Below are 26,435 nucleotides of genomic sequence, written 5' to 3'. Positions count from 1 at the left end.
ATTGAGCTCTTTATATTATAAATTAAATTGCATCACGAACTTTGGCTTTAAAGTTCTCTATCGCTTGGTAATATGAGGTTGTTACACTTGGGAATGTAGGCGGCTCATCCCATTCACCTTCGGGTTGAACTTTTTCATCTAACGAAAGATATTGTACGTAGGCGTTTGATTCTAAATCAACGGCGTACAATAAACCCGCGATGTGGCCTTGTGGATCACCGTTTGGGATGTACTGGCTAAAGCTTCGGAAAGCTCCATGTCTGTGCAACTCAAGGACAACTAGGACGTCAATATCTAGCTCTTGTTTAAGTGCTCGAAAATCCTTTTTAGCAAATCCCAGCTCACCCTTAAATTTATTCATTTTAGCGATAGGCTTAGAAAGGCTGACAATTTTTATATTGGGTGTTTTCTGACCATATTCTTCTAACACAAGTGCCTTAATGTTCTCCAGTTCGTTTGCATCTACTTGTGTTTCAAGATGCCTGTCCAATTTGCTCGTTAGAGTAGATGCTACACCGTAACACAGTAGGCAACTGGCGCCATAAATATGAGTAGTTGCTTTGTCTTCTGGAGCTACATAAACATAGCCTACCTTGACGTCCGGTTTTGCAAAGATATTACTTGTCATTGCCACTGTTGGTTGCGGTGTGCTGCCGCACGCAGCTAACAACATAGTTAAACTTAAAACCACAATAAATTTAACTTTGCTTCCATATTTGTTCATTTCGATTCCTAATTTTTAGTTTTATTAGTATTTTTCACACAACTGGATCTTTGGCAGCTCGAAACTGCAAAAGCTAATTGTGTGGGAGGATCGTGGAATAAAAAGGAGGGTCTAAGCAAGCGCATTCAACTTCCATTTATTGCTCAATATCCAGCGAAAGATTCTAAACATAACGTATCTAATTGGCTACTATTTTTTCTCACTCGCTAGAGTATTGCTACAATAACCCATAACTTTTTGATCTTCATAAAGGTTATAGTTCAATTTTGTGCAAAGCTGAAAAGTTAGATTCGAATCTGGTTTGTAAGTAAGTCTGACTAACGGCAGTATCAAAGTAGTGGGAAATCGCATTTGATAGATGAATCTTTCAATCCTCAATAACAATGTATTAGAATAGCGACATATTAATAATACTATCTGGCAAAACTTTATGCGCCCATTGTTATTCCTTTTTCTACTAGTCTCATTACAAGTGAATGGCAACGAAAAAATTCTCAATGTGGCAGTTAATATTGGCCCGCCTTGGGCGTATTTCGATAAAAATAAAGGTGTGACAGGCATCGATGTGGAAATTATAAGGCGTATTTTTGCCAAGCATGGTTTCACTACTGAGTTCCATTTATTAGCCTATAGCCGCCTTATAAAAGAATTTAATCAAGGAAAATTTGATTTCGCCAGTCCCGCTGCGTTTGCGCCCGACAACGGTTATCTCACCAGCAAGTATCTCCCTTTCAAAGATGTTGTCGTTTCACTTAAACGCCGCGGTCTCACAGTAGCAAAGTTGTCAGACTTAACGGGTAAAAGCATCGCAGCTTATCAACATGCTACCGTTGTATTAGGCGCGGAGTACGCCAAAACTGTTGAAAGTACTAACTACCTTGAATTCGCAGAAAGGGAAGTTCCGATGACGTTGTTGGTTCATGACCGCAGTGATGTAGTGATAGGCGAAAGGCGCTTACTAGAATACATCCAAAATAATCTTTATCCACAGGATGAAATCGTTATCCATCCAATCTTCGCCAGCGTAAGTTATGGAGCGATTGCGAAGGAACAAGGTATTCAGCAACTGTTCGATAAAGCGCTCAAAGAAATGATTGAATCCGGTGAGTATCAGGAAATATTGGCTATGTGGCCTTAGCTTATTTCATCAGCGTAATAGGATTGTTGTTTTTTGCTTCAATTCATATCAGGGCTGTTCAGTTAACTAGGGCTTTTTCAGCCAATCCATCTCTGTCACCCGTGTATTTAGTACCCGTTCTGAATTAACTAATAAAAACTAATTTTCTGCGCCGGGAGTCGCCTGTTAACTGCAGGCGAGCGCTTCCGGATAATAGTTGGTTCTATGGCAAATTAATAAGCGTTTATCCCTGTCGAGTGACAGTTGATTGTATGGCTGGCTCGGCAACGGATTGTTCAAACCCATTTAGTGCGACTTTAATTAACAAATGCTAAATCTCCCTAGTAATTACCCTTAGAGTATCAGGCCAACTAACCCAGCGAGCACGCCATATAAAATTAATACCAGTACCGTACGTTTAAGAATATAGCCCTCTTGTTTCTGCAATGAAAGAATGGCGGTAACCGCTACAATGTTATTGATACAGACCATATTTCCCATGGCAGCCCCTACTGATTGCAGGGCTAATATCGTCGTTAGATCTAAGCTTAGTCCGGTTGCGATGGATTGTTGTATCCCCGAAAAAGTCAGATTTGAGACCGTGGCTGAACCAGAAAAAAATGAACCCAGTGCGCCAAGAAAGGGGGCAAAAAATCCCCAGTATTGACCGCTTAACGTGGCTAGATGTTGACCGATTAGGCTAACAGCAGATTGTTCAGCGCCTAACATCATCAAATTAACAAATACCAGCGCGCCCATTAAGGCCACTACAGGTTTATGCATTATGGATTGGGTATGTCTTAACACTTCTGCTAGTGAGCCCTGGCGAAACGTCCACAGGGTAATTAAGCCAATGAGTAAAAAAGGTAATACTGATGGAACATACAAAACACTGTGTTGCCATGAGGTGTTGGTTTGCAAAATTTGCTGTAAATTTAATACCAACGCAGCACTGATACTAAAATCTCCCAGTAGTCCCAAATTGAGATGCCATGCTGGCTCACTAAGCTGCAATAATGATTTAAGGCCCAACTCTGGCACTCTGGTCACTATTAATAACAGTACGGTGCCCCATAAAGGAAAGCTAGCCTTACATAAAACCCTCAGTGATATCTGACTTTCTGCTGAAGACGACGGTGCCCCTGCAGAGGGGCTCAAGCCAATTCCAAACTTTGCCAATAAAAGTGTTAGCAATAATCCGATTGAGCCACCAATTAAGGACGGAAACTCCACGCTCACGCTACTTAGTGCAAGATAGGGCAAGGTGCACGAAAAGGTTGATAGCAGAATAAATACGATGTTCTGTTTAAGTAAGCGGTTGTCAGTGAGCACGAAAGCCAAAGCGCAGAGCACCACTAAAGGGGCAACGGCAGTATTAATTAATGCAGACTTCCAAGCAATATCGCCCAGTTGTTGGGGGAATAACTCGAGCACCGATAATCCAAACCAAATTGGTGTCCCCACCGCGCCGAAGGTAACTGGGATAGAATTTAATATCAGGCAACACACTGCTACCCGCAAAGCAGGAAAACCTAAACTGACTAAAATAGGGGCAGCAATCGCCGCAGGGGTACCAAATCCACTTGCCCCCTCAATTAAAAAGGCAAAGGCCCATGCCACAATCATAAGTTGTGCCACCGGATTGATACTGATTTGATTTACCCAACTGCGTATTATGTCTAACGCGCCACTGACTTCCATGCATCGAAACAGGAAAATCGCACCGGCTATTATAAGTATTGGCGTCCAAGCCTTTAATAAACCTGCGATCACGCTGGCATGAACCAAATTTGGCTCACGGTTAAATACCAGCAATACTACCAAATAGACTAGTAGGGCAGAAAAGGGGAGCGCCTGATTAGCGGGAAGACTGTTCTTTCTACTCATCAAGTAGATCAGAACAACAATAGGTAAATAGGCAAAGCCCAGTAACAACATGTATTTACCTTCTTATTTGTCCTATTTCATTTAGGACTCTATTTAAGCAGTCTGTGGAGATATGTCAAAGGTAAATAAAAGCGCTGGGTAAAAAGAAATTTCACTATTTGAACAATGTTAAAAACAACTCATATAAGAAGAAAAACAGGAGGTTAGGCACTAAGCCTTAGACAGTCGCCTATTGAACTACAATGTATCTTTACCGCGGCAAAAATGGCTGGCAGTATGATAGCAATCAACTAAACATTGATAAGGCCAGTTCGGTCTGCAACGTTTATTACCACAAGGCAGCGCAAGATGGATTATTTGATCTGGATTGGTATTGTTTTTTGCTTGACTCAGTCGGCTATTTTTTCAGGATTAAATCTGGCTTATTTCAGTATCAGTCGTTTGCGGCTAGAAATTGAGGTGGCGAACGGCAATGCCGCTGCGGCCACTATTTTGGCGTTACGCAAGGATTCTAATTTTCTACTCACCACCGTTTTGTGGGGAAATGTAGGAATAAACGTGTTGCTTACATTATTGTCTAATTCGGTAATGGTCGGTCTGACAGCATTCCTTTTTTCGACCGTGGTGATAACCATCGGTGGAGAGATATCGCCCCAAGCTTATTTCTCCAGAAATGCATTGCGGATGGCGTCAATGTTGACGCCTGTTCTACGTTTTTATCAGGTTATCTTATTTGTCATCGCTAAGCCCAGTGCGCTGGCCCTTGATTTGTGGCTGGGCAAAGAGAGCGTGCAGTATTTTCGTGAGCGTGATCTGCGCCAATTATTGCATAAGCATATCGACGCCGAGGGTTCAGACGTTGACGCTACCGAGGGGATCGGTGCGCTCAACTTTCTCGCCATTGATGATGTGCCAGTATCCGAGGAAGGCGAGATAGTCTCAGATGAGAGCATTATTCAAGTTGATATTATTGATAATAGGCCGGTATTTTTTGCCGGTAAACTCTCCCCCGAACAGGAACAAAAACAATTCGCACATCGATTGTCATCTACTCCTCATCAATGGATTATACTGACCGACAACAATGATTTTCCTGCCTTTGCTCTAGATTCAGATGCTTATCTACGTCGTGTATATTGTGCCGTTGATGAGGTTGTTGAGCCTTTCGACTACTGTCATAAACCAATGATTTTGAATGATCCAAAAACTCGGCTCGGCGCAGTACTCATTTTGATGAAGTCGGAAGCAGATCAGCATTCAGACACACCCTTGAAGCAAGATTTGATATTGCTTTGGGCTGAGGAGAAACGTATTGTCACCGGCGCCGACATTCTTGGTCGATTGCTCAAGGGCATTGGTTTGTATAAGTCCCTTGACCTACAAAGCAAAAAAGAGTGATGAATTCTGTGGGCCAGATCCCACATAGCTTAAAGAAGTAAGGCTTAACTCAGAAATAATTGACCATTTTGCCGCTCGGGCATGGCGTTTACCTGTCTAGAATAGATGTTTGCTACGCTACAGCGGCAAATATGCTAATGTGCGCGCCATTTCTTAATTTCATATAAAATTTTTAATTAGGTCGTATTATGATCCCATGGATCCAACTAGGCACTGCGCAAATTCTCAATAATGGCGGCACGTTAACATTTTCCCAGCGAGGTGATGAATTTTCAATTCGTTTATCTGGCATACGCGGCGAACTGATGAATAGCCGTGTATACAATTCAGAAAAAGAGCTTTCTAAACTAGGCTGTGCATATTTAAAATCAACAGAAAATGCCCAGGTACTAGTGGGTGGGTTAGGTATGGGATATACCTTGGCTGAGGCGCTCAAGATCGTCACCCCAAGCTCCCAAGTGACAGTTGCAGAGTTAATTCCTGAAGTGGTGGCTTGGAATCAAGGGCCATTGGGTAACTGCGCTAAAAATCCATTAAAAGATCCTCGCGCGAAAGTACATATCGGAGATGTGCAAGCATTATTAAGCACTAACAAACCTACATATGATGCGATATTACTCGATGTGGATAATGGCCCTGAAGGACTTACTCATTCGGATAACAATTGGATTTATTCCTTGCCAGGACTGCAAAGTATTTATAACACTCTGCGCCCTAAAGGGATGCTAGCAATATGGTCGGCCGGGCCGGATTATTTATTTTCTGTACGCTTGAAAAAAGCAGGGTTTGAGGTAGATACACGGATAGTAAGGGCACGCATAGGCAAGGGCAGTCGACACACTATTTTTCTAGCTAGAAAAGCATAGGGTGAAGCTATTAACCTGCCCATCAAGAGAGACTAATTCCTTATGCCTAAATCTCAGTAATTCTGCCGGTTGAAGTCGATATTGTTGGGAGAAAAATTGCCCTGATAGTTGGCTGTTAGGTTGCTTTCATCGGATGGAACAACCTATACTCAATCGATGGATACCCAATTCAAATAGCTAATTTAAATGATAATAGCTGGTTATAAAAGTAATCTGATTAAATGCAATGGATACAGCATTTGGCAAGAAGATAATGTTATTTTTATTTATTCTGTTGGGTTATGGGGGAAATCAACTGCCGAACGATTCAGTAGAGATTATACCAAAATGCGCGAGCCGCTGGTCGGCAAACCATGGTCAGTTATCAATCACAGTAAAAATTGGGTCTTAGGAACACCAGAGATTGAACCAATATTGGGTAAATTGGCTAAACCAGAAGACAATGACGGATTAGTGGTATCAATCCGAATTGTCAGTGAAAATGCCCTCGCTCAGTTTCAGATGAAAAAAATCACCGAAAATATACCAAAAAGTTATTTCAGAATGAGTTTTATAGAGGAAGTCGAAGCATTTAACTGCTTAAAAGAGCATGGCTTTGATACACAAATCCAGCTTTTTTCTGAGCGTATTGACGTCTAAACTGAATGTTATAGCAGGCAGGCTCTCCTTTTTAGCAGAAATTTCATATTGCCTGACGTCACACTCTGATAAATCAATTTAGCATTATTTATCAGATCACCAGGGACAGCTTTTACGTTTGAGTTGGTAATGACGGCGTGGCTTGATTTTCACTATTTAGAACAAATCCATGTTGCTCCAACCAGGCTAAGCCCTCAGCTATGCTTTCAACTAAAACGACCTCCTTTTTCTTCAAATTATTGCCCAAATATTTTGTTAGGGTGAATTTCTTTATTTCAACGTATTCATCGCCAAGAACAAAGACTAAATGAGTGCGTCCATTCTGCCTCACCCAATCTTCCATTTCGCTTAAAATTTGAACAATGTCGGTTGAGCTCAATCCCCATTGACGGACATCAACCAAATTTCCCCAAGGGGCTCCATTTAGTGTTTTTACCTGCAACTTTAATTGGTTAAAAACCCGGCGTGTATCGTCTATATTGATAGTGCCGACAACGGTGGTGATAAGGATATTGCCATTCCAACTGATATTATATGAACTATGCTTCTTCATGATCCTCCAAGAATCCAATATAAATTGCATTCTTTCTAGTCGCCGATATCTCATAAGCAAGCGCACTTAAGATTTACCCTACGTCGAGTATATGAAATATTAAAGCTTCATGTCCAATAACTGTAAATATTTTTACTGAGTCTGTTATCTTAAGACTCTGTATTTTTTCACGACCATTTGGCACTACGCTGACTTATGCGCTTATTCGCCGTCAGGATGTTTGAAGCTGTGCGACCAAACAAATTAAGATTGATGAAGTTATCACGCCAGAGAATCCCCCAACTGTGCTGGTGGGCGATGCTAATTGCGAGATGAAAACTTAGGTGCGCAGACCAATTAGTCATAATTTGCCTTAGTATTAGTTACATATTGCGGTAAATAACTCTTCATACCTAGCGGCAGGGCTAAATCTCTGAGATATATAATGTTTATTTTAATATTCTTGATCTTTTTAATTTATTAATAAGTAAGCTTACACTAAACACGCTAATCGTTAACTTATCACAATAATCAAAGTCACCGTGGAGACGCAAATGTTGCTATTTAAATCGAAAACGCAAAAGCACAAGCTGTGCAGTAGTGTTGTTAAAGCCATGCGAACTCCAACTATTATTACCAATAAAGAAAACCTAGTCGTTTGTGTCAACCTCGCATTTTGTGAGGTTATGGGTGAGGCCAAATTCGACAATCGTAACTTTGCAACTTTGTTCGATCAAAAAGGTTTACAAACGTTTTTGAAAAACGGCGTTGAGGTTATTTTGCATACCACTAGCATAGACATTTTAGGTGAAGTTTTTTCTCTGCATGCTGTTGAACTTGTTGATAACAATCCTATTGACGCGGGGTTTTTTAGTAAACTTTGTGACAAACTGAGCGAGGGTTTGCTGATCGTTAACGAATCGGGCGAGATAGTACATTTTAATCATACTGCAGCCCAACAGCTGAAATTAAGTGAACGGGATTTGGGAAGAAAATTCACCGAACATCAAGGTGGCAAGTTATTGGCTCAAGCAATCAGTGAACTAAAAGTATCCTTTTCGCTCGTCGATGGCGGTAATGAGGTATTAATAAGCGAGAGTTGGTTTGAGCATTGCGATCAAGTTTTCAAAGCGATAAAGCTAATACCTGAAACACAATCGGCGGAAACTAAACAGCAATTAGAGATGCTGAGCCGAGTTGTTAGTTCTACCAGGGCATCGTGTTTGATTACCGATACAAAGGGGAATCTTGTATATGTTAATCCCGGATTTGAGAAACTTACTAAATACACAGCCGCAGAGGCTTTGGGAAAGAAACCCGGTAAAATGTTACAAGGGAAACATACCGATAAGGAGACTGTTAATCGAATTTCTCAAAAGTTAAAGGCCCGTGAACCTTTTTATGAAGAAATCCTTAATTATACAAAAGATGGGGAGCCGTATTGGATAGTTCTTTCGGTTAATCCTACATTCGATGAAAATCGTCAACATACAGGTTTTGTAGGGGTTAGCTCGGATATTCGCGAGACCAAACAGCAGGTTTTAGCGCAATTGAGTCAAAAAGAAGCAATGAGTCAGCATTCTGCAGTCATGGAATTTGATCTGCAAGGTAAATTGATATCAGCTAATCCGTATTGTATTCAACAGTTTAATAATATTACTGAGACAGAATTCAAAAAGATCGTCAAAGGGCTATTTGAGCACGTGTCAGTGGAACAATCCACTCGCATTAAAGAGGGGGACAGCGCGGACGTTGTTATCGCTGTTCATTATGATAACCGTGAAATTAAGTTTAATTGTATCATTAGTCCAGTTAAAGACTTAAATGGTGCTGTGAATAGGTATTTAGTTTTTGGTGAAAATATATCAGAGCGTAACCGAGTTATTGAAGATACTCATGAAGCAATGTCACAAGTCCTTGATCGTATCCAAGAGATTGTTACCACTATTAACTCAGTATCAAATCAAACCAATCTGTTGGCCTTAAACGCAGCTATAGAGGCTGCAAGAGCAGGAGAAGCAGGGCGTGGTTTCGCAGTTGTCGCTGATGAGGTAAGAACGTTGGCTCAGAGTTCCACCGATGCAGCAACACAAATAGGTGAATTGATCAATGAAACTCAAACCCATGTGGATGGCCTGTCAACCTATTTAGGTAACTAGTAAGGAGCAAACTAGCTTGTTTAACTGATTTCATTAGTCACTTTGAAATTATTTGTTGCAAAAGTTAGGAGGGTAATCCCCCCGAAAAATAACTGAAGACAATTTTGAATAACTCAGGGATGACGTTTTTGCTTGGGGTGAGATAGAAGGGATGAGTTTCTTGATTATTTTACTCGGGGAAAAAATAATCATTTGATTTTGATGAATATTTTAATTGAATTTATTTAACAAAAGCAGTCATTGTTAATAAATAATCTGATCCGCTGAAATTCTTTTTGCCTTAGCTCCTAGGTGACAAGCTTACGTAATTAACCGGTATTTTTTAAAGTAGAACAGGCTTTGGCACATCTTTCATTGAAAAATAATGTTTCGCTGTATCAATGTCGTAACGATGACGAATAAGATCATGATAATAAAAGTAATGATTATTGAACAACGAGTACCAAAGACTTACTGAAACCGATTAACATAGGTCTTAACTGCCCAACCCCACAGAGCTGGATTGACGAGTCTATCAAGCCTGAAAACGTGTCAACACTGTTAGTCGATCATGCTAATTGAGAGTTAAAAGCATAGCTGTGCAACTATAAACTTCTACTGGTATAAGTGTCATAAAACACTATAATCTCATCAATAGTATGAATATTTCATATCTTTGGGGAAGTGTAATGTCAACAATCCGAAAAACTATTACTGTTACAGATCAACAAGACGAATGGATAAAAGCCCAAATTGTTGCTGGCCGATACACCAACGATAGCGAATATATCCGTGCTCTGGTACGTAACGATCAGGAGCAAAATAGCCATGATGGCGCTATAAGAAAAGCCTTAATTGAAGGTGAGGCAAGTGGAAAGCCACAGCCATTCGAGGTAGGTGCTTTTAAAGCAAGAATGATGGCTAAACATGGCTAGTTACCGTCTTGCTCCATTGGCCGAGCTGGATATGGAAGCAATTGGGGAATACTCTTTTGAACAATGGGGTATCAATCAAGCTAACTATTATGCTGATGAACTTGTTTTAGCTTTTGAAGGTTTGGCAGAGTCTCCTTGTTTGGGGGTATCCTGTGACAATGTTCGGGTAGGCTATAAATTTTATCGCCAAGGCAAGCACTTGATTTATTTTAAAACAACCGATTATGGTGTGGCGGTTATAAGAATACTGCATGAGCGAATGTCACCCAGTCTCTTTCTTTAACTTTTCACAGGATACCCTTGATTGAATATTTCAGAGCTACTTTCTCCGATAAACAGTTTTCTGCAATGCTCAACCCCACAAAGCTGGATTGACGAGGCTATCAAGCCTGAAAACTTGTCAACACTGTTAGTCGATCATGCGAATTGTGAGCTGAAAGCCGCTCAAACCGCCATGCTGTTATTACGGCGTTATGCGGTCGACAAGGAAAGCGGTGACGCTTTGCTGGCTTGGCTTAAACCGTTTGAAGATTATGTTTATCGCCAAATAGGCAGCGGTGACTTTAGTCAACATGTTAGCTTATCTAAAAAATTGATCAGTAAATCAGATTTTTCTCATGGTGATGAATTGATTGCTAAAATGGTAATGTTGATCAAAGAAGAATTACATCATTTTCAGCAAGTGCTCGAGATCCTCCACAGTCGCGGAATCGAATATCAAAACATCAAAGCCGGTCGTTATGCTCGCGGCATGATGCGTCATGTGCGCACCCATGAACCAGCAAAGCTAACCGATACGCTTATTTGTGGTGCATACATCGAAGCCCGCTCTTGCGAACGTTTTGCCAAACTTGCACCTTATTTAGACCCAGAGTTAGAGTCGTTCTATGTGTCATTGCTTCGTTCTGAAGCTCGCCATTTCCAGGATTATTTAACCCTCGCGCAAACGGTAAGTGGACAAAGTATCGACCAGCGAGTTAATTTCTTTGCTGAGAAAGAGGCAGAGCTAATAGCAAAAGCTGACGATGATTTTAAGTTCCATAGCGGCACACCCATATAACTAATGAAACTTGCTAGGTAGCTCAAAGCACTAGGTTGTTGCCGTTTTAAAAACTCACAGTCACTTATTTTCTTACGCAAAAAAAGCACCCTAAGGTGCTTTTTAAAATTAAAAATCTTTACCAAATACGCACACGGTCTTCTGGCGCCAGATATAGAGCATCATCTGGTTTTACATCGAATGCTTTATACCAAGCATCATGATTTCGTGGGGCTAGTGCGCGGAATTGACCTGGAGCATGAGTGCCAGCACGAAGCTGAGACAACATGCTCTCTTCTGTGCGTTTTTCACGCCACACTTGGGCCCAAGCTAAGAAGAATCGTTGATCGCCGGTGGTGCCGTCAATAATCGGGGCTTCTTTACCATTTAGGCTTAATTTATAAGCATGATAAGCCATGGATAGCCCGCCAACGTCTCCGATATTCTCGCCTAAACTGTTACGACCATTAACGAAATTGTCTGGGATTGGCTCATAAGCGCTATATTGGGCAGCTAGTGCATCGGCTTTGGCATCAAAGGCGGCTCGATCTTCATCTGTCCACCAATTTTGCTGAATACCATTAGCATCTGATTTTGAACCTTGATCATCAAAACCATGGCCCATCTCATGTCCAATGACTGCGCCTATCGCACCATAATTTACCGCAGCATCTGCATTCGGATCGAAAAAAGGTGGTTGTAGAATGGCGGCAGGGAAGACGATTTCATTGAACGAACTATTGTAATACGCATTCACTCTTTGCGGCGCCATACCCCAGCGTTCCCGATCCGTTTTTTGCAGTTCTTTGGCTGCACTATCGGCTCTAAAGAATTGACGTAAGCGCACAACATTGCCAAGCAAATCATCATCGCTGATTTTCAGTCCATCGAAGCTTTGCCAAACATCTGGGTAACCAATTTTGGGGTTAAATGCGGCTAGTTTTGCTTGCGCATTGATCTTGGTCTCGGCCCCCATCCAATCTAGGTTTTCGATACGCTCGCCTAAGGCTTTTCGTAAGTTTTCAACCAACTCTGCCATTTGCTGTTTAGAACTGGCAGGGAAGTGTTTTTCTACATAGGTCTTACCTAATGCAAAACCTAGAGACTGGGTTCCTGACATGTCAGCAATTGCTCGTTTCCAACGAGGACGAGGCTCTTGTTGACCGTTCAAGGTTTTACCGTAAAAATCAAAGTTGGCGTTAAAGATATCATCAGACAAAAAACGAGCATGATTGCTGATGGTGTGGTAGCTCATATAGTCCTTCCAAACCGACAACGGCTGGCTATTTACCAACTCTATCACGGCTTTAATTGGCTCAGGCTGGCTCATATTTAGCTGAGGAACCTGATATTCGGTTTCTGCAAAATAGGTGTCCCAATCAAAGCCAGGATATTCGGTTGCCAGATTTTTACGCTCAACTTGATTAAGGGTTAAATCACGGTTACGGCGCTTTTCACGAGGCCATTGTAGTTCTGCAATTTTTGTTTCAAGAGCGAGAATTTGTTGTGCCTTTTCGGCGGCATTCTCTACTTCTGCAAAGTTCAACATTTGTTCAATATGCGTCACATAAGCCTTACGAATAGTAACAAAGCGCTCTGATTCTTCTAAATAGTAAGAACGGTCAGGTAAGCCTAAGCCTGCCACACCTAGGCTCAATTGATACTGATCTGGGTTCAAACGGTTGAACCACATACCACCATCAATGGGGGTGCTGGTGCCCTCAAGCCAAGACCGACCAAAGGCAGCCGTTAACTGAGTCTTATCTTGAATATCCGCGATACCCTTTAAAACCGGCGCGATTGGCGAAATACCTTTAGTGTTGGCCGCATCGGTATCCATATAGGCAGCATAGAAGTCAGCAATCAGTTGTTGCTCTTCGTTCAATTGTGTCGCAGTAGTGATTTCTTCGATAATTTGTTTTATTTCTGTTTCGCTGCGCTCGGCTAACTTATCAAACGCGCCGTAGCGAGTCTTATCACTGGGCATTTCAAAATTCTTATACCAAGTACCACCGGCATATTGGAAAAAGTTGTCACCGGGTTTTACTGATTCGTCTCGGGCATCTAATTCAACTCCAAAACTGCCCAACTCAGCGCGGGTAACTTTGCCACTATCGGCTTTAGCCGTTTCAGTCTGGATAGCTGAGAGGGTGTCTGTGGGCTCGCCACAAGCACTTAATAAAAATACGCAAGCGATGCTTGATGCAATAAGTGTTTTGTTCATAATTCCTCTGGCTCTCTCTAAGTCGGTGCCTTGCTAATGTGCAGGAAATCAGTTGATTTGCTACACATCTGTCTTGTTAATAGTTTAATTGCTGGCTGTTGGCGGTAACTATTTCGTGCGCTACCTTAGTGAACTCTTCGATGAATTGACACATTTTCGGGATAAATTATCGAAAAATTGCGTGTAAACACATCAGCACAGCTAACTTATACTGCTTAAACAGCCCATAGGATTATATTATTGAGTAGTGCGGGCAAATAAAAGAGGGTAAAACGCACACAAAGTAATGTGAATTAGCCGATGAATACCTTGACCCGCTCGCAGGCCTCAAAAGTGCCTTGGGGTACTAAGGGACAAAATTAAGCAAATTAAGTGACTTAGTCTACAGTTTCCCTTGCATAAGTCGTCTAAATCAGTATAATTCGGCGGCCTTGATTTTCGTGCTCTAGGGCACAGGGGAGCAGGGCAAACAAGTTAACAGTAACGCTATTACGAGTTTGAGGCATTTATATGGTTACTATTCGTTTACAGCGTGGTGGCGCAAAAAAGCGTCCATTTTATCAAGTAGTGGTTGCTGACAGTCGTCGTTCACGTGACGGTAAGTTCATTGAGAACATTGGCTTTTTCAACCCAACTGCACAAGGTCAATCAGAGCGCTTACGCTTAGATCTTGAGCGTGTTGAGCATTGGGTAGGACACGGCGCAAGCCTGTCTGAGCGCGTTGCTCGCTTGGTTAAAGATGCAAGAAAAGCAACTGCGTAAGCATTGTTTAATAAAATTGAGGTATAGATGAGTCAAGCGTCTGACACAATAGTGATTGGCAAAATCGGTGCACCTTACGGTGTGAAAGGTTGGGTTAAAATCACTACCTATACTGATGAGACTACAGGTGTATTTGATTACGCTCCTTGGCTTTTGGGCGAAGCAGCAAAAGAATATACCGTTGACAGCTGGCGAACGCACGGTAAAGGCGTTGTCGCGAAACTAATTGGGGTTGAAACGCGAGATGATGCTGAAAGTATCAAAAATCTCGATATTTCAATCAAAGCTGAACAGCTACCTCAATTGGCCGACGATGATTATTATTGGCGAGACCTAGTCGGCATGCAGGTAGTGACTTTAAACGGTTACGGTCTGGGTGTAGTGAAAGAGTTATTTGAAACCGGTGCTAACGATGTAATGTTAGTAAAAGCTAATTCAAATGACGCTTTTGGTCAAAAAGAACGTATGTTGCCTTTTATTCGCGAACAAGTGATTAAAGAGGTCAACGTACAGGCGAAAACAATCACAGTAGATTGGGATCCCGGGTTTTAAATGAACCCACCAATGTCCGATGTTGAGGATACCTCAACAACACAACGTTGGTTTGGTGTGGTAAGTCTGTTTCCAGAGATGTTTGACAGTTTTACTCAGCAAGGTGTCACTGGACGAGCGGTGAAAAACCACTTGTTGTCAGTAGAGTTTTTTAATCCAAGAGACTTTACTCATGACAAGCATCGAACAGTTGATGACCGCCCTTATGGCGGCGGACCCGGCATGCTGATGATGGTTCAGCCATTAACTGACGCTATTCACGCAGCTAAATTAGCTGCGGGGAAAAAAACTAAGGTGATTTACTTGTCACCTCAGGGAAAGAAGTTAGACCAAGCTGGTGTGAAGGAATTGTCTGAGAATGACAGTTTAATATTTGTCGCCGGTCGATACGAAGGTATCGATGAACGAGTAATAGAAGCCGAGATCGATGAAGAATGGTCTATTGGCGATTATGTACTTAGTGGTGGTGAACTACCGGCCATGGTTCTAATGGATGCTATATCTCGATTTGTACCGGGAGTGTTAGGACACGATCAGTCAGCCCAGCAGGATTCGTTTACTGAAGGTTTACTAGATTGTCCCCATTACACCCGGCCTGAAAATCTTGATGGACGCAGTGTACCTGAGGTTTTATTAAGCGGTAATCACCAAAAAATCAGGCAGTGGCGGATGCAACAGTCGCTAGGGAGAACCTGGCTACGACGCCCTGAATTGTTAAATGACCTAGCTCTGACTGAGGAGCAAAAACGATTGTTGGATTTGTTCCAAACATCGTTGGCGCAGCATGATGACAGTTAATCTAGGATGAGAGGTTATGATGAGCAAAGTCAATCAAGATATCATCAAGAAAATTGAAGAAGAACAGTTAAAGACTGATCTTCCGAGCTTCGGCCCGGGTGACACAGTTGTTGTTAAAGTACGAGTTAAAGAAGGCGAAAAAGAGCGTCTTCAGGCTTACGAAGGCGTTGTAATCGCTAAGCGTAACCGTGGCCTACACTCTGCATTCACTGTACGTAAGATCTCCAATGGTGAAGGTGTTGAACGTGTTTTCCAAACACACAGCCCTGCTATAGCTTCTATTGAAGTTAAACGCCGTGGTGCGGTACGTCGTGCTAAGCTTTATTATCTTCGTGAACGTTCAGGTAAATCTGCACGTATCAGAGAAAAGCTTAACTAAGATTTTAATTAATGCGTTATTGTTAACTTGTGAAAACCCGCGAAAGCGGGTTTTTTTATGGCGAGGGGAAATATCTACAATCCATTGAGTAGCATTGGCTCATACCTATCAATATCAGCTTTAATTTGCTATTCAGCTAACCTTCAGTTTATTTCAGTTATTCTTCTAATTATAAGATTTAATTACATATTTTTGGTAAAACGGATTCACTTAAAAGAGTTGGTATAGTTTCTGCTTTTAATACAAGCATAAAACAAATAAGCAATGAACAATTTATATTTTCACCCAAGGAGACAAGAATGAAAAAAACACTTCTAGCTATTACCTTATCCAGCTTGCTGATCTCAGGTTGTGCCTCTAATGCTAGCAATGCACAAAAGGGGGCCGGCATCGGTGCTGTACTAGGCGCATTGGCGGGTAAAGGCACGGGCGACAACGATAAGAGTCGCTACGTTTGGGGCGCTGCGCTAGGTGCGTTAGCGGGTGGCGCTATTGGTAACTATATGGACAACCAAGAAGAAGAGTTTAGGGAAGAATTGAAGGGCAGTGGCGTTGAAGTGTATCGAGAAGGCGACAGTATAAGACTGTCGATTCCAGGAAATATTACCTTTGAAACGGCCCAGGCGAATATTGTGACTGGCTTTTATCCTGTTCTTAACGATGTGGCTAAGGTGTTAACTCGCTATGAGAAAACCAAGCTGAGCATTGAAGGTCATACTGATTCAGTTGGCGACGCCACTTACAATCAGCAGCTTTCTATACAACGAGCCAACAGTGTTGCAGCTTACTTAGAAAGTAAGAATGTTATGTCGAGTCGACTACAAACAATAGGGTATGGAGAGTCACAACCCGTAGCGTCAAATGATAATGCTCAAGGTCGACAAAAAAATCGCCGGGTAGAACTACGGGTTATCCCGATAACTGGATAGACATTTAGCAGCAAGGCTGCATGTTGATTGCTTTTTAAGCGGCCGCTGTAATGATTTCAGAAATATACTTAGTAGGAATTGCGCAAAATTTATTTGTGACGCAAACTATCCAAACTGATTGAACTAACGGTAACCTAGGTTACCGTTTTTTTGTGGCTGAGTTATTGTAGGAGTAATAATGTTCATAGATCCGTCTTGGCGAATTCTGACCATAGGGGATGGAGATCTATCATTTACCTACTCGTTGCTAAAAGATCGCAAGGTGGAAAACGTTTATGGCTCAGTACTGGATCCTGAAGTTATATTAAGAGCCAAGTATCGTGAACATGCAATTGATGCATTATTGGATCGTGACAAGAAGATATTTTACCAGCTTGATATCACTCAAACCCAAAGCATACCAGCCCAGTTAATCCAGCAATTTGACCTAGTGATTTTTCAGTTCCCACTGATACCCAATTTTGGCCGTGATCCAACCTCAACTACTGCGCCGCAAATGGACAGTAATATTTTGAATCGACATCTACTGCTTAGCTTTATTCAAAACTGTTTTGAGGTGCTGCTCGACCCTGCTGGGCAGGGGCTATGTTATATCACATCTAAAGATGTGAAGCCCTACGCTGACTGGAACATCGAAAACCTAACGCCGGTGCCCGGTGCAGCCCATTTTTTGGGATGGCAGCCTTTTGATAGCCAGAATTTCCCTCGCTATAAAGTACGTAATGTAGACCGAGATAAGCAGATTAAAGACACCGCCGGGAAAACCTATGTTTGGGGCTACAAAGGCTTGCAATATCCAATGCTGGATTTGCGGCCCTCCAGTAAATCCCTGCTGGGCTACTGTAAGCTGTGTGGAACGGGTCCACTATTAACAGAGCAATCTTTAGCAGCGCACCAACTATCCAAAAGCCACCTGCGCAAATTGAATTATGAAACTAAGTGGCAGGACTACATCAAGATGAAAGTCTAAAAAGCACACTAGACCGCGACTAAGGTTCGTTTGAGAACCATGATATTATTCTGACAATTTGACGTTCCGCCATCTTTGTAAGAACTACTGTGTGTGAACAAACTAATCATCAAATGCTAAATTGAGAGTAAATCTATGAGCGACCATGAAAAGATTTCAGAACAGCAAAAGATGCTGACCCAAGTTGAATATTTTCCCAGTGATAAGGCGCTGCACCAGCAGCGTATGCATGCTAAAACCCAGTGTCATCAATTTAATTTACTGCCGCCGTCGGACTATAAAAAAGGCATGCTACTGTTAAAAGACTTATTTGCAAAAAGTGCTGGATTTTGGATCGAACCTCAATTTTATTGTGACTATGGTTATAATATTTCTTTAGGCAAACACTTTTACGCCAATCATGGTTTGGTGATACTTGACGCCGCACCTGTGAGTATCGGTGACAATGTGCTGTTAGCACCTGGGGTGTTGATTTCCACCGCCACCCATCCTGTTGATCCGCAAAAACGTAAAAAAGGCATTGAAACGGCGCATCCAATTCGCATCGGCAATAATGTGTGGATCGGCATGGGTGCCAAAATATTGCCCGGTGTGACTATAGGCGATAATGCCGTTATTGCTGCCGGCGCGGTTGTGAATAAAGATGTGCTTGCCAACACAGTGAATGCGGGTGTACCGGCTAAAATGATTAGCAATATTGAGGTATGATGATCTACTAGGTTGGAGTAACTATTTTGAAAATAGATAATTGGAGTTATCGATGAACGACTTTCATTCGGCAGAATTGGAAGAGGCATTGACCTCTATCTTGTTGAACCAAACTAGCTCGATAACTGAATATCAATTGATAGTGACACTGCAAAACGAGCCTTTTACACTTTTCGACCCTGAAGCGTTGCGTGACCCATTAAATTTGTTCCGCTGTCATTTCATTCTGTTCCATCATTTATATCGCTTGGCAGATAGTTTCAACTATCAGCAATTGGGACAACTTAATATTCACACTACCTGTATTGAATTACGCCCATGGGCAGTCGGCTCAAATAAGCTCAGCGAAAAGGACCCGTTAAGACAATATTATTTAGATTGGAGTCATTTCCAAAAAACGGACCAACAGGCGGTCGAGCAACTACTGGAGAGTTTCTGGCAAAACATGCAGCGGTCTGAGAGGCTAGATATCACCCCGCAAAATAAACAAGCCGCCTTGGCAGAATTTGGTATCGCAACATTAACCACTCCAGAACAGTTGAAACGCCTATATCGTAAACTGCAACATCAACATCATCCAGACAAAGGCGGCAGCGGGGATAAGAGTAAGCGTTTGGAACACGCTTACTCCTTACTCAAACAATGTTTTTAGGCGTAGTTGAATTTTGTAAAAAATAACTGAAGTAGCCTTCTTCGAGTGGCTTGCTAAACCAATTACCTTGAATATGATTGCAGCCCATTTGTCGTAAGATGTTGACTTGATCCCTTTCTTCGACTCCCTCGGCGATTATGCTTAAATTCAAGTTCTTTGCCAGATCGACCACGGTTCTGGCAATAGATTGGTCTTCTTTACTATTGTGCATGTTTTTTATAAATGATTGGTCAATCTTCAATTTATCTATAGGAAAGTCTTTCAAATAGCTTAGCGAGGAATATCCGGTGCCGAAGTCGTCGATAGCTAACTTAACACCCATTTGTTTGAGTTGACGAAGGGTGTCCAATGTATTGGTATCATTGTTGAATAGTACACCTTCAGTTATTTCCAATTCTAGATTGCTGCCGGGTAGGGTGTGTTTCGTCAACGCTGAGGTGATGGTGCTAACAAATCCTGGGGCGGTAAATTGTTTAGGGGAGATATTCACTGCGATTACAAAATCAGTGTAGCCGGCATTAACTATGTCTTTTGCTTTTTGGCAGGCTGTATTCAGCGCCCATTCACCCAACGCTAAAATTAAGTCTGATTGCTCAGCCAATGGAATAAATTCTGCTGGGGAAATCCATTGATCCTCTCTATGCCACCTTATCAGGGCTTCGGCGCCAGTGATTTTGTTAGTCTGTAAATTAAGTTGAGGTTGAAAGTACAATTGGAACTGCTGTGCTAGCAAAGCGTCTCGCATGGCAACTTGTAGTTCATTTTTACGTGCAATGGCGTCACCCAGCTCCTCACTGTAGAGGATGTAATCTGTGTGTTGTTGACTGGCGGATGCATCAAGAGCAATACGGGCATTACGGATCACAGCTTCGACGCTAGCACCATCGCCAGGAAATGTGGCGAAGCCAAAATCCAACTCCAAGCGATACTGCCCTGAGAACTGGGTTGCTTTCATTTGCTGATTAAGATGCTTTACAAAATGCTCGGCCAGTGTTGGATCAGGTGTAGAGTCTATAATGATGGCGAAGTTTTTATCACCAATATGAAAACATCTAATGTGCGGCTCAACGTCTAAGCAAGCTTGCTGCAGAACTTTGGCCAGTTCAATAATGACCATTTGGCTTCTGGTATGGGACACATCCGCCAATAATTTACTAAAGGAACGGATTTCAATCTGCCCTAAGGTAAAAGGCTTGTGCTCAATGACCATATACTCGATGACTTCGCGAAAACGATATTGATTAGCAAGCTCTGTTTCCGGATGATGATAGGCTTGAGATTGCAACCTTTGCTCAGCGACTTTTTTGGCCGACACGTCGAGTAAATGCAGATCCCAGCGACGTTGATCGGTTAACCAATGTAATTCGCACTCGTACGTATATTGTTTTAGTTGATACTCAAATCGAGTGAATTTTTTGTTGTTTTGTAAAGCAGCTCTCTGGTATCGACTCAAATCCATGCAAAGTAACGACCTGACATCATTTGGGCCAAGATCTAGAGTGGTTAGTAATCGATATGTTGCCGGATTAGAATATATAACCTCACCTTGTTCATTCAGACTAATAATTGGGTTTGGCGTGCGATGTTGAAACATAGATACATCAGTATTTTGCTGTGCGGATAATAAGCAAGTACTTAATGTACGCTTAAAAAACCATCCCAATAATACTGCAGCCAAGATGAATATTAGGATTAAGAAAATGGCGTACTGGAGCAATCCAATATCCCCTGACAGTTGCTGCTTATCGATTCCTATCGAGTTTAGCAATTTCTTGGCACTTGATATTTCCTGTTGGATTTGCACTATCTGGCTGATACCCAATGGTGGGGCTAGTTGGTTGCTTTGAGCCTGTGGGATATTTGCGCTCAATTCAATTGCTTGTAAGTGTATACTTTGTTGGATCTGCGCTAGTTTTGCTAAAGGCTGGCTCGGCCCAAGTTGATGGCTAAGCTCTGTAATACTCGCGACTGTTTGCTGAGAACTAATGGTAAATGTCTGTTGAAAATGGTCAATATTAAAAGCGTTCGAATATGAATCTAATAAACTTTTCTGAAGAGTTAGATTCTGCTGGATCTGCTGTACTTGTGCTTGTGAACTGGTTCCTAATAAAAGGGAAGAGTGTTGGAGATGATAATTCGCCACCAATAACATAGCTGAAATACCAATAGCAAAAACAAACATTATGACAAAACCAATGTTAAATTTGCTTAAAAGTTTCCTTGGAGAATTCTCCTTCATGTAGGCAATTCCATATTCCGTGTTAAATCTATCATTTTAAAAATAAACCATTAGTGTCTAACAGTCGAGTTATGGCGTAAATTTCTAAAATAAAAGCACTTTTTAAATTACAGGTTGTGCTAGAATGCAAAGGCTGGTAAAAAGTCAACCCTGCTTCTGTAATTAAAATGCAAGTTTAGTGTATCGTTTGGTTTACAGCTCTGTTGTGACTACTCTATCTACATCTACACCTACACCGAATTATAAGGTAAAAATCGAACTATGATTAAAGATCCCGTCAATAATGTCCATATTTCATCTGAGGACGTTATTGTAACTCCTGAGCAATTGGCCGCAGAACTACCCATTAGCGACAAAGCACTGAAAGGAATTGAAGATTCTCGTGCCATCATCTCCGATATTATTCACCGTCGTGACCACCGTTTATTGGTTATCAGCGGACCATGTTCAATCCACGATATTGAGTCGGCTAAAGAGTATGCGATAAAACTCAAAGAGCTACATGAATCCAGTAAAGATACGTTGTATATCGTTATGCGAGTGTACTTTGAAAAGCCGCGTACTACCGTTGGCTGGAAAGGGATGATAAATGATCCTCATCTTGACGGCTCCTTTGATATTGAGTGTGGTTTACGTAAAGCTCGCGAGCTATTGATTTGGTTGGCTGAGCTTGAACTGCCTGTGGCTACTGAAGCCTTAGATCCCATTAGCCCCCAATATCTCGCAGAATTATTTAGTTGGTCTGCTATTGGTGCAAGAACCTCGGAGTCACAAACTCACCGTGAAATGGCCAGTGGTTTATCCATGCCAGTAGGCTTTAAAAATGGTACGGATGGCAGTTTAGGTATCGCTATTAATGCCTTGCAATCAGCCGCATCGGGTCACCGTTTTATGGGGATCAATAAGCAAGGCCAGGTCAGTGTTATCAAAACCCAAGGCAACCCAGATGGGCATATAATCTTACGGGGTGGTAAACAGCCAAACTATGATTCAGTTTGTGTGTCTGATTGCGAAACTGAAATGAGCAACGCTAATCTTTTTGCAGGTTTAGTTGTTGATTGTAGTCATGCTAATTCTAGCAAAGATTACCGCCGTCAGCCTTTAGTGGCGCAAAATGTGGTTAATCAGATCCTTGAAGGGAATCAGTCTATAATTGGTGTAATGCTCGAAAGCCATCTTAAAGCAGGCAATCAAAGTAGTGACGGCAAAACCCTAAAAGATCTAGAGTATGGTGTGTCTATCACTGATGGCTGCATTGATTGGAAGGCGACAGAGGATTTGCTCGATCATTCTAGAGAAAAACTAATCACAGTATTACCCATGCGTTTAAACAAACTACGGGAATCGGCATAAGCGAAATTTATCATGTCAGACAATCCAGAATCACTCGATAATTTACGTCTGAAAATCGACCAGTTGGATAGCCAACTGGTCGATTTGCTTGCGCAGCGCGCACGCTTAACCACTAAGGTTGGAGAATACAAAAGTCGCAGAGGCTTGCCGGTATATGTTCCTAGCAGAGAGGCCGAGCTGATTAGCAAACGTCGCGCTGAGGGTGAATCTAAAGGGGTTTCAGCAAGCTTAATCGAAGATTTATTACGCCGTATTATGCGCGAGTCTTATCAAACCCAAAGCAATCAATATTTATGCGTAGCAGCAAAGGTAAATAAAATAGTGATAGTGGGTGGGCGAGGGGCTTTAGGGCGTATTTTTGTCGATATGTTTAAAAGAAGCGGTTATCAGGTTGAGATTCTTGAGTATAAAGATTGGCCTAAGGCCGAGCAGATATTGACAGGCGCAGATTTGGTCTTAATTGCTGTGCCTATTGCGTTGACGGAAACGGTTATTGCCCAAGTGGCTCAGTTCATACCGAAAAAAAGTATCTTGGCTGATATTACCAGCACAAAGCAAAAACCCCTGCAAACTATGTTAGACAATCACAGTGGACCTGTGGTGGGCTTACATCCAATGTTTGGTCCAGATGTTCAAAGCTTAGTTAAGCAAGTTGTGGTGGTTTGTGAGGGGCGTCAGCCGGAAGCCTATCAGTGGCTAGTCGAACAAATCCAAATGTGGGGAGCAATTGTGCATTTGAGCACGGCCCAAGAACATGATGATGCTATGGCGTTTATACAAGTTATGCGCCATTTTAGTAGTTTTGTTTACGGTGCTCATTTAGCTGGGGAGAATCCAGATCTTCAACAGTTGGTCGCATTTAGCTCGCCGATCTACCGCCTTGAGTTGGCGATGGTCGGTCGTTTATTTGCTCAAGATCCAGAGCTTTATGCAGATATAATCTTTAACAACGTTGAGAGTATAGGATTATTGAAGCGTTTTCGTGACCGCTTCGATGCCGCACTGTCATTGTTGGAAGGGAATAACAAAGGCGAATTTGTAAAACAGTTTTTTGCCATTGGTAACTGGTTTGGCCCATATGCTAAAGAATGCTTAGTAAGCAGTAAAAAATTATTGCTCAAAGCTGATGACGATAGGGTTCTATAAAAGCTAGTAGCGGGTTATTTAGCCCTAAATCACATTACTAGTGGTACTGGTTAAAAATTTGGTCTAGGATTTTGTTTCAACTATTTGTTCGCCTTGCGCTAAGTATCTGTTCCATGAGTTTACGATTACGGTTAATTATTGCCACTTTGAGTTTAGTCGCACTTTCAATTATTGTGTTGGGTGTGATTTCGGTTAATATCGCTGCCAATAGAGCCTCAGAAGCCCTAACTGAGTCAGCTAAACAAAAGCTCATTAGTCAAAGTGCTCAAAGCAGGGAAGCCGTTGAAGAGTACTTCCATATCATTGAGTCACAGCTGAGAGTTCAATCTTTTTCGCTATCTACCATTGAAGCTGCGCGCGAATTTATTCCTGCTTTCAATCAATACCATAGTCAGCGGGGTAATATTAATTCAACTGAAATTAGCAAAACTGAGGAGTTCTATGACAAAGATTTTGTGTAGCACTTCAATGAGTTAAATCCACATAAAATTCAAAAAGCATCAGAAGTCTTAACCAGTATAGGTGCCAATGGTTTAGCTTTATAATATGACTTTATCGCAGGGTCAGATTATCCATTAGCAGAGAAGGCAGAGCTAACCCAACTTAGAAATAATACTGATTATGCCACTGCACATGCGAAGCATCACCCTTCAATACGTCACTTTTCTGAAGAGTTTAACTATAGCGATATTTATATTGTAGACATAAAAACCGGCGATATTGTGTACAGTGTTTTTAAAAAGGTCGATTTTGCCACCAACTTAAAAACCGGTCCCTACGCAAACTCTGAGATTGGTCTTGCCTATCAAATGGCGGCTAAATCAAGCTCAGAAGATGAGGTGTTTTTCACTCACTTTAGAAACTATCGTCCCTCATATGATGCCTTGTCTGGCTTCGCTTCTTCACCTATTTATGTTGACGGCAACAAAGCTGCTGTATTGATCTATAAAATGCCGATGAAACATTTGAACAGTCTATTAACTCATTCTGGAAAGTGGAAGGACTATGGCTTTGGTGATACCGGAGAATCTTATCTAGTCAGCTCCGCTGGCGTACTGATAACAGAAAGTCGCTATTTTTTAGAAGACATGGACTCATATATTAAAGAGATCAGTGAAGTACACCCCAATCAAGCCAAAGAAATGCGTGCTCGAAACACGTCTATCGGTGTTCAACCTGTTGATACCGCAAGTGCAAAGGCCGCATTGAGCGGGCAGTCAGGGTTTATGAAAGTAGAAGACTACAATGGTATAGAGGTTTTTTCTGCATATTCCCCCCTTAAAGTTGGCAATATTCAAATGGCGATTTTAGCGGAAATTAAAGTAGATGAGGCCGTCCAAGCATCTAAAAGTCTCCGCAATGAATTAATTTGGACCATGATCTTAGAGATGATTATTTTGGTCTTTATCGCCGGCGTTATTTCATGGTTTATTTCTAATCGGATGGTGAAGCCTTTAAATGAATTGGGGGATGCGTTTGAGGAAGTAACCTCTGGGAACGGTGATCTTACTAGCCGCTTAAAGTCCTCTAATATTCCAGAAATAAATCGAGTGACTCAAAGTTTTAATACCTTTATTGGGCAGATTCGTGAAATTATTGCGCAGATAAAGTTGGATGCTGATACCTTGGCGTCAGCCTCTCAACAACTTAGTGCTGTAACTAGCCAAAGCTATAATATTACTTCGATTCAAGGAGAGCAAACCGAAATAGTCTCATCTTCTATGGTTGAGCTGGCGGCCTCAATCGAAGAGGTTTCGCGCTCTACCGTAGATACCAGTACCAAAAGTTTACAAGCACAAGAGAGTTTAAAAGAGAATATGGAGCGTGCTGATATGGCAGCTCAGAACATTAAACTTCTGGTGCAATTGATTAATGATTCAAGCGAAGTGATATCGAGTTTAAAAAATGAAGTACAACAAATAACAGCAGCCTTAACTGTAATCACCAGTATTGCAGATCAGACTAACTTGCTGGCCTTAAATGCGGCAATTGAGGCTGCTCGGGCTGGAGAGGCAGGTCGGGGGTTTTCTGTAGTTGCAGATGAAGTGCGCGCCCTTGCTACACGCTCACAACAAAGCACAGTTGAAATATCAAAACTCGTAGAAGTGATGAATATTTCTTCTCAAAAATCAGTTGAACGTATGGAAAGGGCAGGCGCTGCGGCCAGCGGCGGTATTCATTTAGTCGATTTAGTTACAGTGGCAATGGATGAATTATCTGTGTCGCTTAAAGCGCTATTAGCTTTGACGGATACGGTGGTTGCAACCACAGTTGAACAAAATGCAACGTCAGCTTCGGTTGCGGAAAGTGTACAAAAAATTAACGATATGGCTAGTGAAGTCATGGATGGTTCAAATCAAACCCGACAGGCTGCAGAGGAACTAGCTAAAATTGCTGAAAAGACCCGAGAGCTGGTGTCTCGGTTCAAAGTATAAATAACTATAAACT

24 protein-coding genes and 2 pseudogenes are annotated in these 26,435 nt (G+C 41.8%); 21 read left to right on the top strand and 5 right to left on the bottom strand.

Features of this window, described 5'->3' with window-relative positions; all coding sequences use genetic code 11:
- Window positions 1-22: 22 nt before the first annotated feature.
- Entirely contained in the window at window positions 23-724 is a 702-nt protein-coding gene (locus QR722_RS12490; protein ID WP_286283189.1) for a hypothetical protein, read from the bottom strand.
- A gap of 430 nt (window positions 725-1,154) precedes the next feature.
- Here QR722_RS12490 and QR722_RS12485 point away from each other — a divergent pair, with 430 nt between their 5' ends.
- The gene (locus tag QR722_RS12485; protein ID WP_286283188.1) at window positions 1,155-1,862 is read left to right on the top strand and encodes a substrate-binding periplasmic protein; all 708 of its coding nucleotides are present in this window, start codon (window positions 1,155-1,157) and stop codon (window positions 1,860-1,862) included.
- 333 nt (window positions 1,863-2,195) lie between these two features.
- On the opposite strand, the gene QR722_RS12480 is transcribed toward QR722_RS12485, so the two are convergent.
- A complete protein-coding gene (locus tag QR722_RS12480; protein WP_286283187.1) occupies window positions 2,196-3,779 on the bottom strand; it encodes an L-lactate permease in 1,584 nt (527 codons plus the stop codon).
- A gap of 297 nt (window positions 3,780-4,076) precedes the next feature.
- Between QR722_RS12480 and QR722_RS12475 the strand changes: the two genes are divergently transcribed.
- The 3 genes from QR722_RS12475 to QR722_RS12465 all read left to right on the top strand — a co-directional run bounded on the left by QR722_RS12475 (window position 4,077) and on the right by QR722_RS12465 (window position 6,631).
- Window positions 4,077-5,126, top strand: a complete 1,050-nt coding sequence (locus QR722_RS12475) for a DUF21 domain-containing protein (RefSeq protein WP_286283186.1) — start codon at window positions 4,077-4,079, stop codon at window positions 5,124-5,126.
- 188 nt (window positions 5,127-5,314) lie between these two features.
- Complete coding sequence (locus tag QR722_RS12470) at window positions 5,315-5,992, top strand: spermidine synthase (RefSeq protein WP_286283185.1); 678 nt, start codon at window positions 5,315-5,317, stop codon at window positions 5,990-5,992.
- A gap of 186 nt (window positions 5,993-6,178) precedes the next feature.
- Window positions 6,179-6,631 carry a hypothetical protein gene (locus tag QR722_RS12465; RefSeq protein ID WP_286283183.1) on the top strand — a complete coding sequence of 151 codons (453 nt, stop codon included), beginning with the start codon at window positions 6,179-6,181 and terminating at the stop codon, window positions 6,629-6,631.
- 112 nt (window positions 6,632-6,743) lie between these two features.
- Here QR722_RS12465 and QR722_RS12460 read toward each other — a convergent pair whose 3' ends face one another.
- Complete coding sequence (locus QR722_RS12460; protein WP_286283182.1) at window positions 6,744-7,184, bottom strand: hypothetical protein; 441 nt, start codon at window positions 7,182-7,184, stop codon at window positions 6,744-6,746.
- A 533-nt stretch (window positions 7,185-7,717) separates the two neighbouring features.
- Here QR722_RS12460 and QR722_RS19430 point away from each other — a divergent pair.
- The 5 genes and pseudogenes from QR722_RS19430 to miaE form a co-directional block, all read left to right on the top strand.
- Window positions 7,718-8,641 (top strand): annotated as a pseudogene (locus tag QR722_RS19430) (PAS domain-containing protein); the annotation flags it as partial.
- A 315-nt stretch (window positions 8,642-8,956) separates the two neighbouring features.
- A pseudogene (locus tag QR722_RS19425) lies at window positions 8,957-9,322 on the top strand (methyl-accepting chemotaxis protein); the annotation flags it as partial.
- 668 nt (window positions 9,323-9,990) lie between these two features.
- Entirely contained in the window at window positions 9,991-10,236 is a 246-nt protein-coding gene (locus QR722_RS12445) for a type II toxin-antitoxin system ParD family antitoxin (protein ID WP_286283180.1), read from the top strand.
- A complete protein-coding gene (locus tag QR722_RS12440) occupies window positions 10,229-10,519 on the top strand; it encodes a type II toxin-antitoxin system RelE/ParE family toxin (RefSeq protein ID WP_286283179.1) in 291 nt (96 codons plus the stop codon). Before QR722_RS12445 ends, QR722_RS12440 begins: the two co-directional genes overlap by 8 nt.
- A 21-nt stretch (window positions 10,520-10,540) precedes the next feature.
- Window positions 10,541-11,296, top strand: a complete 756-nt coding sequence (miaE, locus tag QR722_RS12435; RefSeq protein ID WP_286283178.1) for a tRNA isopentenyl-2-thiomethyl-A-37 hydroxylase MiaE — start codon at window positions 10,541-10,543, stop codon at window positions 11,294-11,296.
- 118 nt (window positions 11,297-11,414) lie between these two features.
- On the opposite strand, the gene QR722_RS12430 is transcribed toward miaE, so the two are convergent.
- On the bottom strand, window positions 11,415-13,499 hold the full coding sequence (locus tag QR722_RS12430; protein ID WP_286283177.1) for a M13 family metallopeptidase: 2,085 nt from the start codon (window positions 13,497-13,499) through the stop codon (window positions 11,415-11,417).
- A gap of 510 nt (window positions 13,500-14,009) precedes the next feature.
- Between QR722_RS12430 and rpsP the strand changes: the two genes are divergently transcribed.
- The 8 genes from rpsP to QR722_RS12390 all read left to right on the top strand — a co-directional run bounded on the left by rpsP (window position 14,010) and on the right by QR722_RS12390 (window position 19,249).
- The gene (rpsP, locus tag QR722_RS12425) at window positions 14,010-14,261 is read left to right on the top strand and encodes a 30S ribosomal protein S16 (protein ID WP_286283176.1); all 252 of its coding nucleotides are present in this window, start codon (window positions 14,010-14,012) and stop codon (window positions 14,259-14,261) included.
- 27 nt (window positions 14,262-14,288) lie between these two features.
- Window positions 14,289-14,813 (top strand): ribosome maturation factor RimM, encoded by a 525-nt coding sequence (gene rimM / locus QR722_RS12420; protein ID WP_286283175.1) that lies wholly within the window; start codon window positions 14,289-14,291, stop codon window positions 14,811-14,813.
- On the top strand, window positions 14,814-15,611 hold the full coding sequence (gene trmD, locus QR722_RS12415; RefSeq protein WP_286283174.1) for a tRNA (guanosine(37)-N1)-methyltransferase TrmD: 798 nt from the start codon (window positions 14,814-14,816) through the stop codon (window positions 15,609-15,611). It abuts the gene before it with no gap.
- A 19-nt stretch (window positions 15,612-15,630) separates the two neighbouring features.
- A complete protein-coding gene (rplS, locus tag QR722_RS12410) occupies window positions 15,631-15,990 on the top strand; it encodes a 50S ribosomal protein L19 (protein ID WP_286287663.1) in 360 nt (119 codons plus the stop codon).
- A 299-nt stretch (window positions 15,991-16,289) separates the two neighbouring features.
- Window positions 16,290-16,919 carry a YiaD family glycine zipper/OmpA-like lipoprotein gene (locus QR722_RS12405; RefSeq protein WP_286283173.1) on the top strand — a complete coding sequence of 210 codons (630 nt, stop codon included), beginning with the start codon at window positions 16,290-16,292 and terminating at the stop codon, window positions 16,917-16,919.
- 178 nt (window positions 16,920-17,097) lie between these two features.
- Window positions 17,098-17,889, top strand: a complete 792-nt coding sequence (locus QR722_RS12400) for a Rossmann-like fold-containing protein (protein WP_286283172.1) — start codon at window positions 17,098-17,100, stop codon at window positions 17,887-17,889.
- A 135-nt stretch (window positions 17,890-18,024) separates the two neighbouring features.
- Window positions 18,025-18,597, top strand: coding sequence for a sugar O-acetyltransferase (locus tag QR722_RS12395; protein WP_286283170.1), 573 nt, complete (start codon window positions 18,025-18,027; stop codon window positions 18,595-18,597).
- 52 nt (window positions 18,598-18,649) lie between these two features.
- Entirely contained in the window at window positions 18,650-19,249 is a 600-nt protein-coding gene (locus tag QR722_RS12390; RefSeq protein WP_286283169.1) for a DNA-J related domain-containing protein, read from the top strand.
- Here QR722_RS12390 and QR722_RS12385 read toward each other — a convergent pair.
- Complete coding sequence (locus tag QR722_RS12385) at window positions 19,233-21,431, bottom strand: putative bifunctional diguanylate cyclase/phosphodiesterase (RefSeq protein ID WP_286283168.1); 2,199 nt, start codon at window positions 21,429-21,431, stop codon at window positions 19,233-19,235. The genes QR722_RS12390 and QR722_RS12385 overlap by 17 nt on opposite strands.
- Window positions 21,432-21,749: 318 nt before the next feature.
- Here QR722_RS12385 and QR722_RS12380 point away from each other — a divergent pair, with 318 nt between their 5' ends.
- The 4 genes from QR722_RS12380 to QR722_RS12365 all read left to right on the top strand — a co-directional run bounded on the left by QR722_RS12380 (window position 21,750) and on the right by QR722_RS12365 (window position 26,422).
- The gene (locus QR722_RS12380) at window positions 21,750-22,841 is read left to right on the top strand and encodes a 3-deoxy-7-phosphoheptulonate synthase (RefSeq protein ID WP_286283167.1); all 1,092 of its coding nucleotides are present in this window, start codon (window positions 21,750-21,752) and stop codon (window positions 22,839-22,841) included.
- A gap of 12 nt (window positions 22,842-22,853) precedes the next feature.
- On the top strand, window positions 22,854-23,987 hold the full coding sequence (gene tyrA / locus QR722_RS12375) for a bifunctional chorismate mutase/prephenate dehydrogenase (RefSeq protein ID WP_286283166.1): 1,134 nt from the start codon (window positions 22,854-22,856) through the stop codon (window positions 23,985-23,987).
- Between the two features lie 113 nt (window positions 23,988-24,100).
- Window positions 24,101-24,448: a hypothetical protein gene (locus tag QR722_RS12370; protein WP_286283165.1), complete on the top strand. Its 348-nt coding sequence runs from the start codon at window positions 24,101-24,103 to the stop codon at window positions 24,446-24,448.
- Window positions 24,449-24,709: 261 nt separating this feature from the next.
- Window positions 24,710-26,422 carry a methyl-accepting chemotaxis protein gene (locus QR722_RS12365; protein ID WP_286283163.1) on the top strand — a complete coding sequence of 571 codons (1,713 nt, stop codon included), beginning with the start codon at window positions 24,710-24,712 and terminating at the stop codon, window positions 26,420-26,422.
- Window positions 26,423-26,435: the final 13 nt, after the last annotated feature.

Source organism: Aliiglaciecola sp. LCG003 (assembly GCF_030316135.1).
Taxonomy (GTDB): domain Bacteria; phylum Pseudomonadota; class Gammaproteobacteria; order Enterobacterales; family Alteromonadaceae; genus Aliiglaciecola.
Note: the sequence above shows the minus strand (reverse complement) of the source record. Positions and strands in the feature narration are given on the sequence as shown.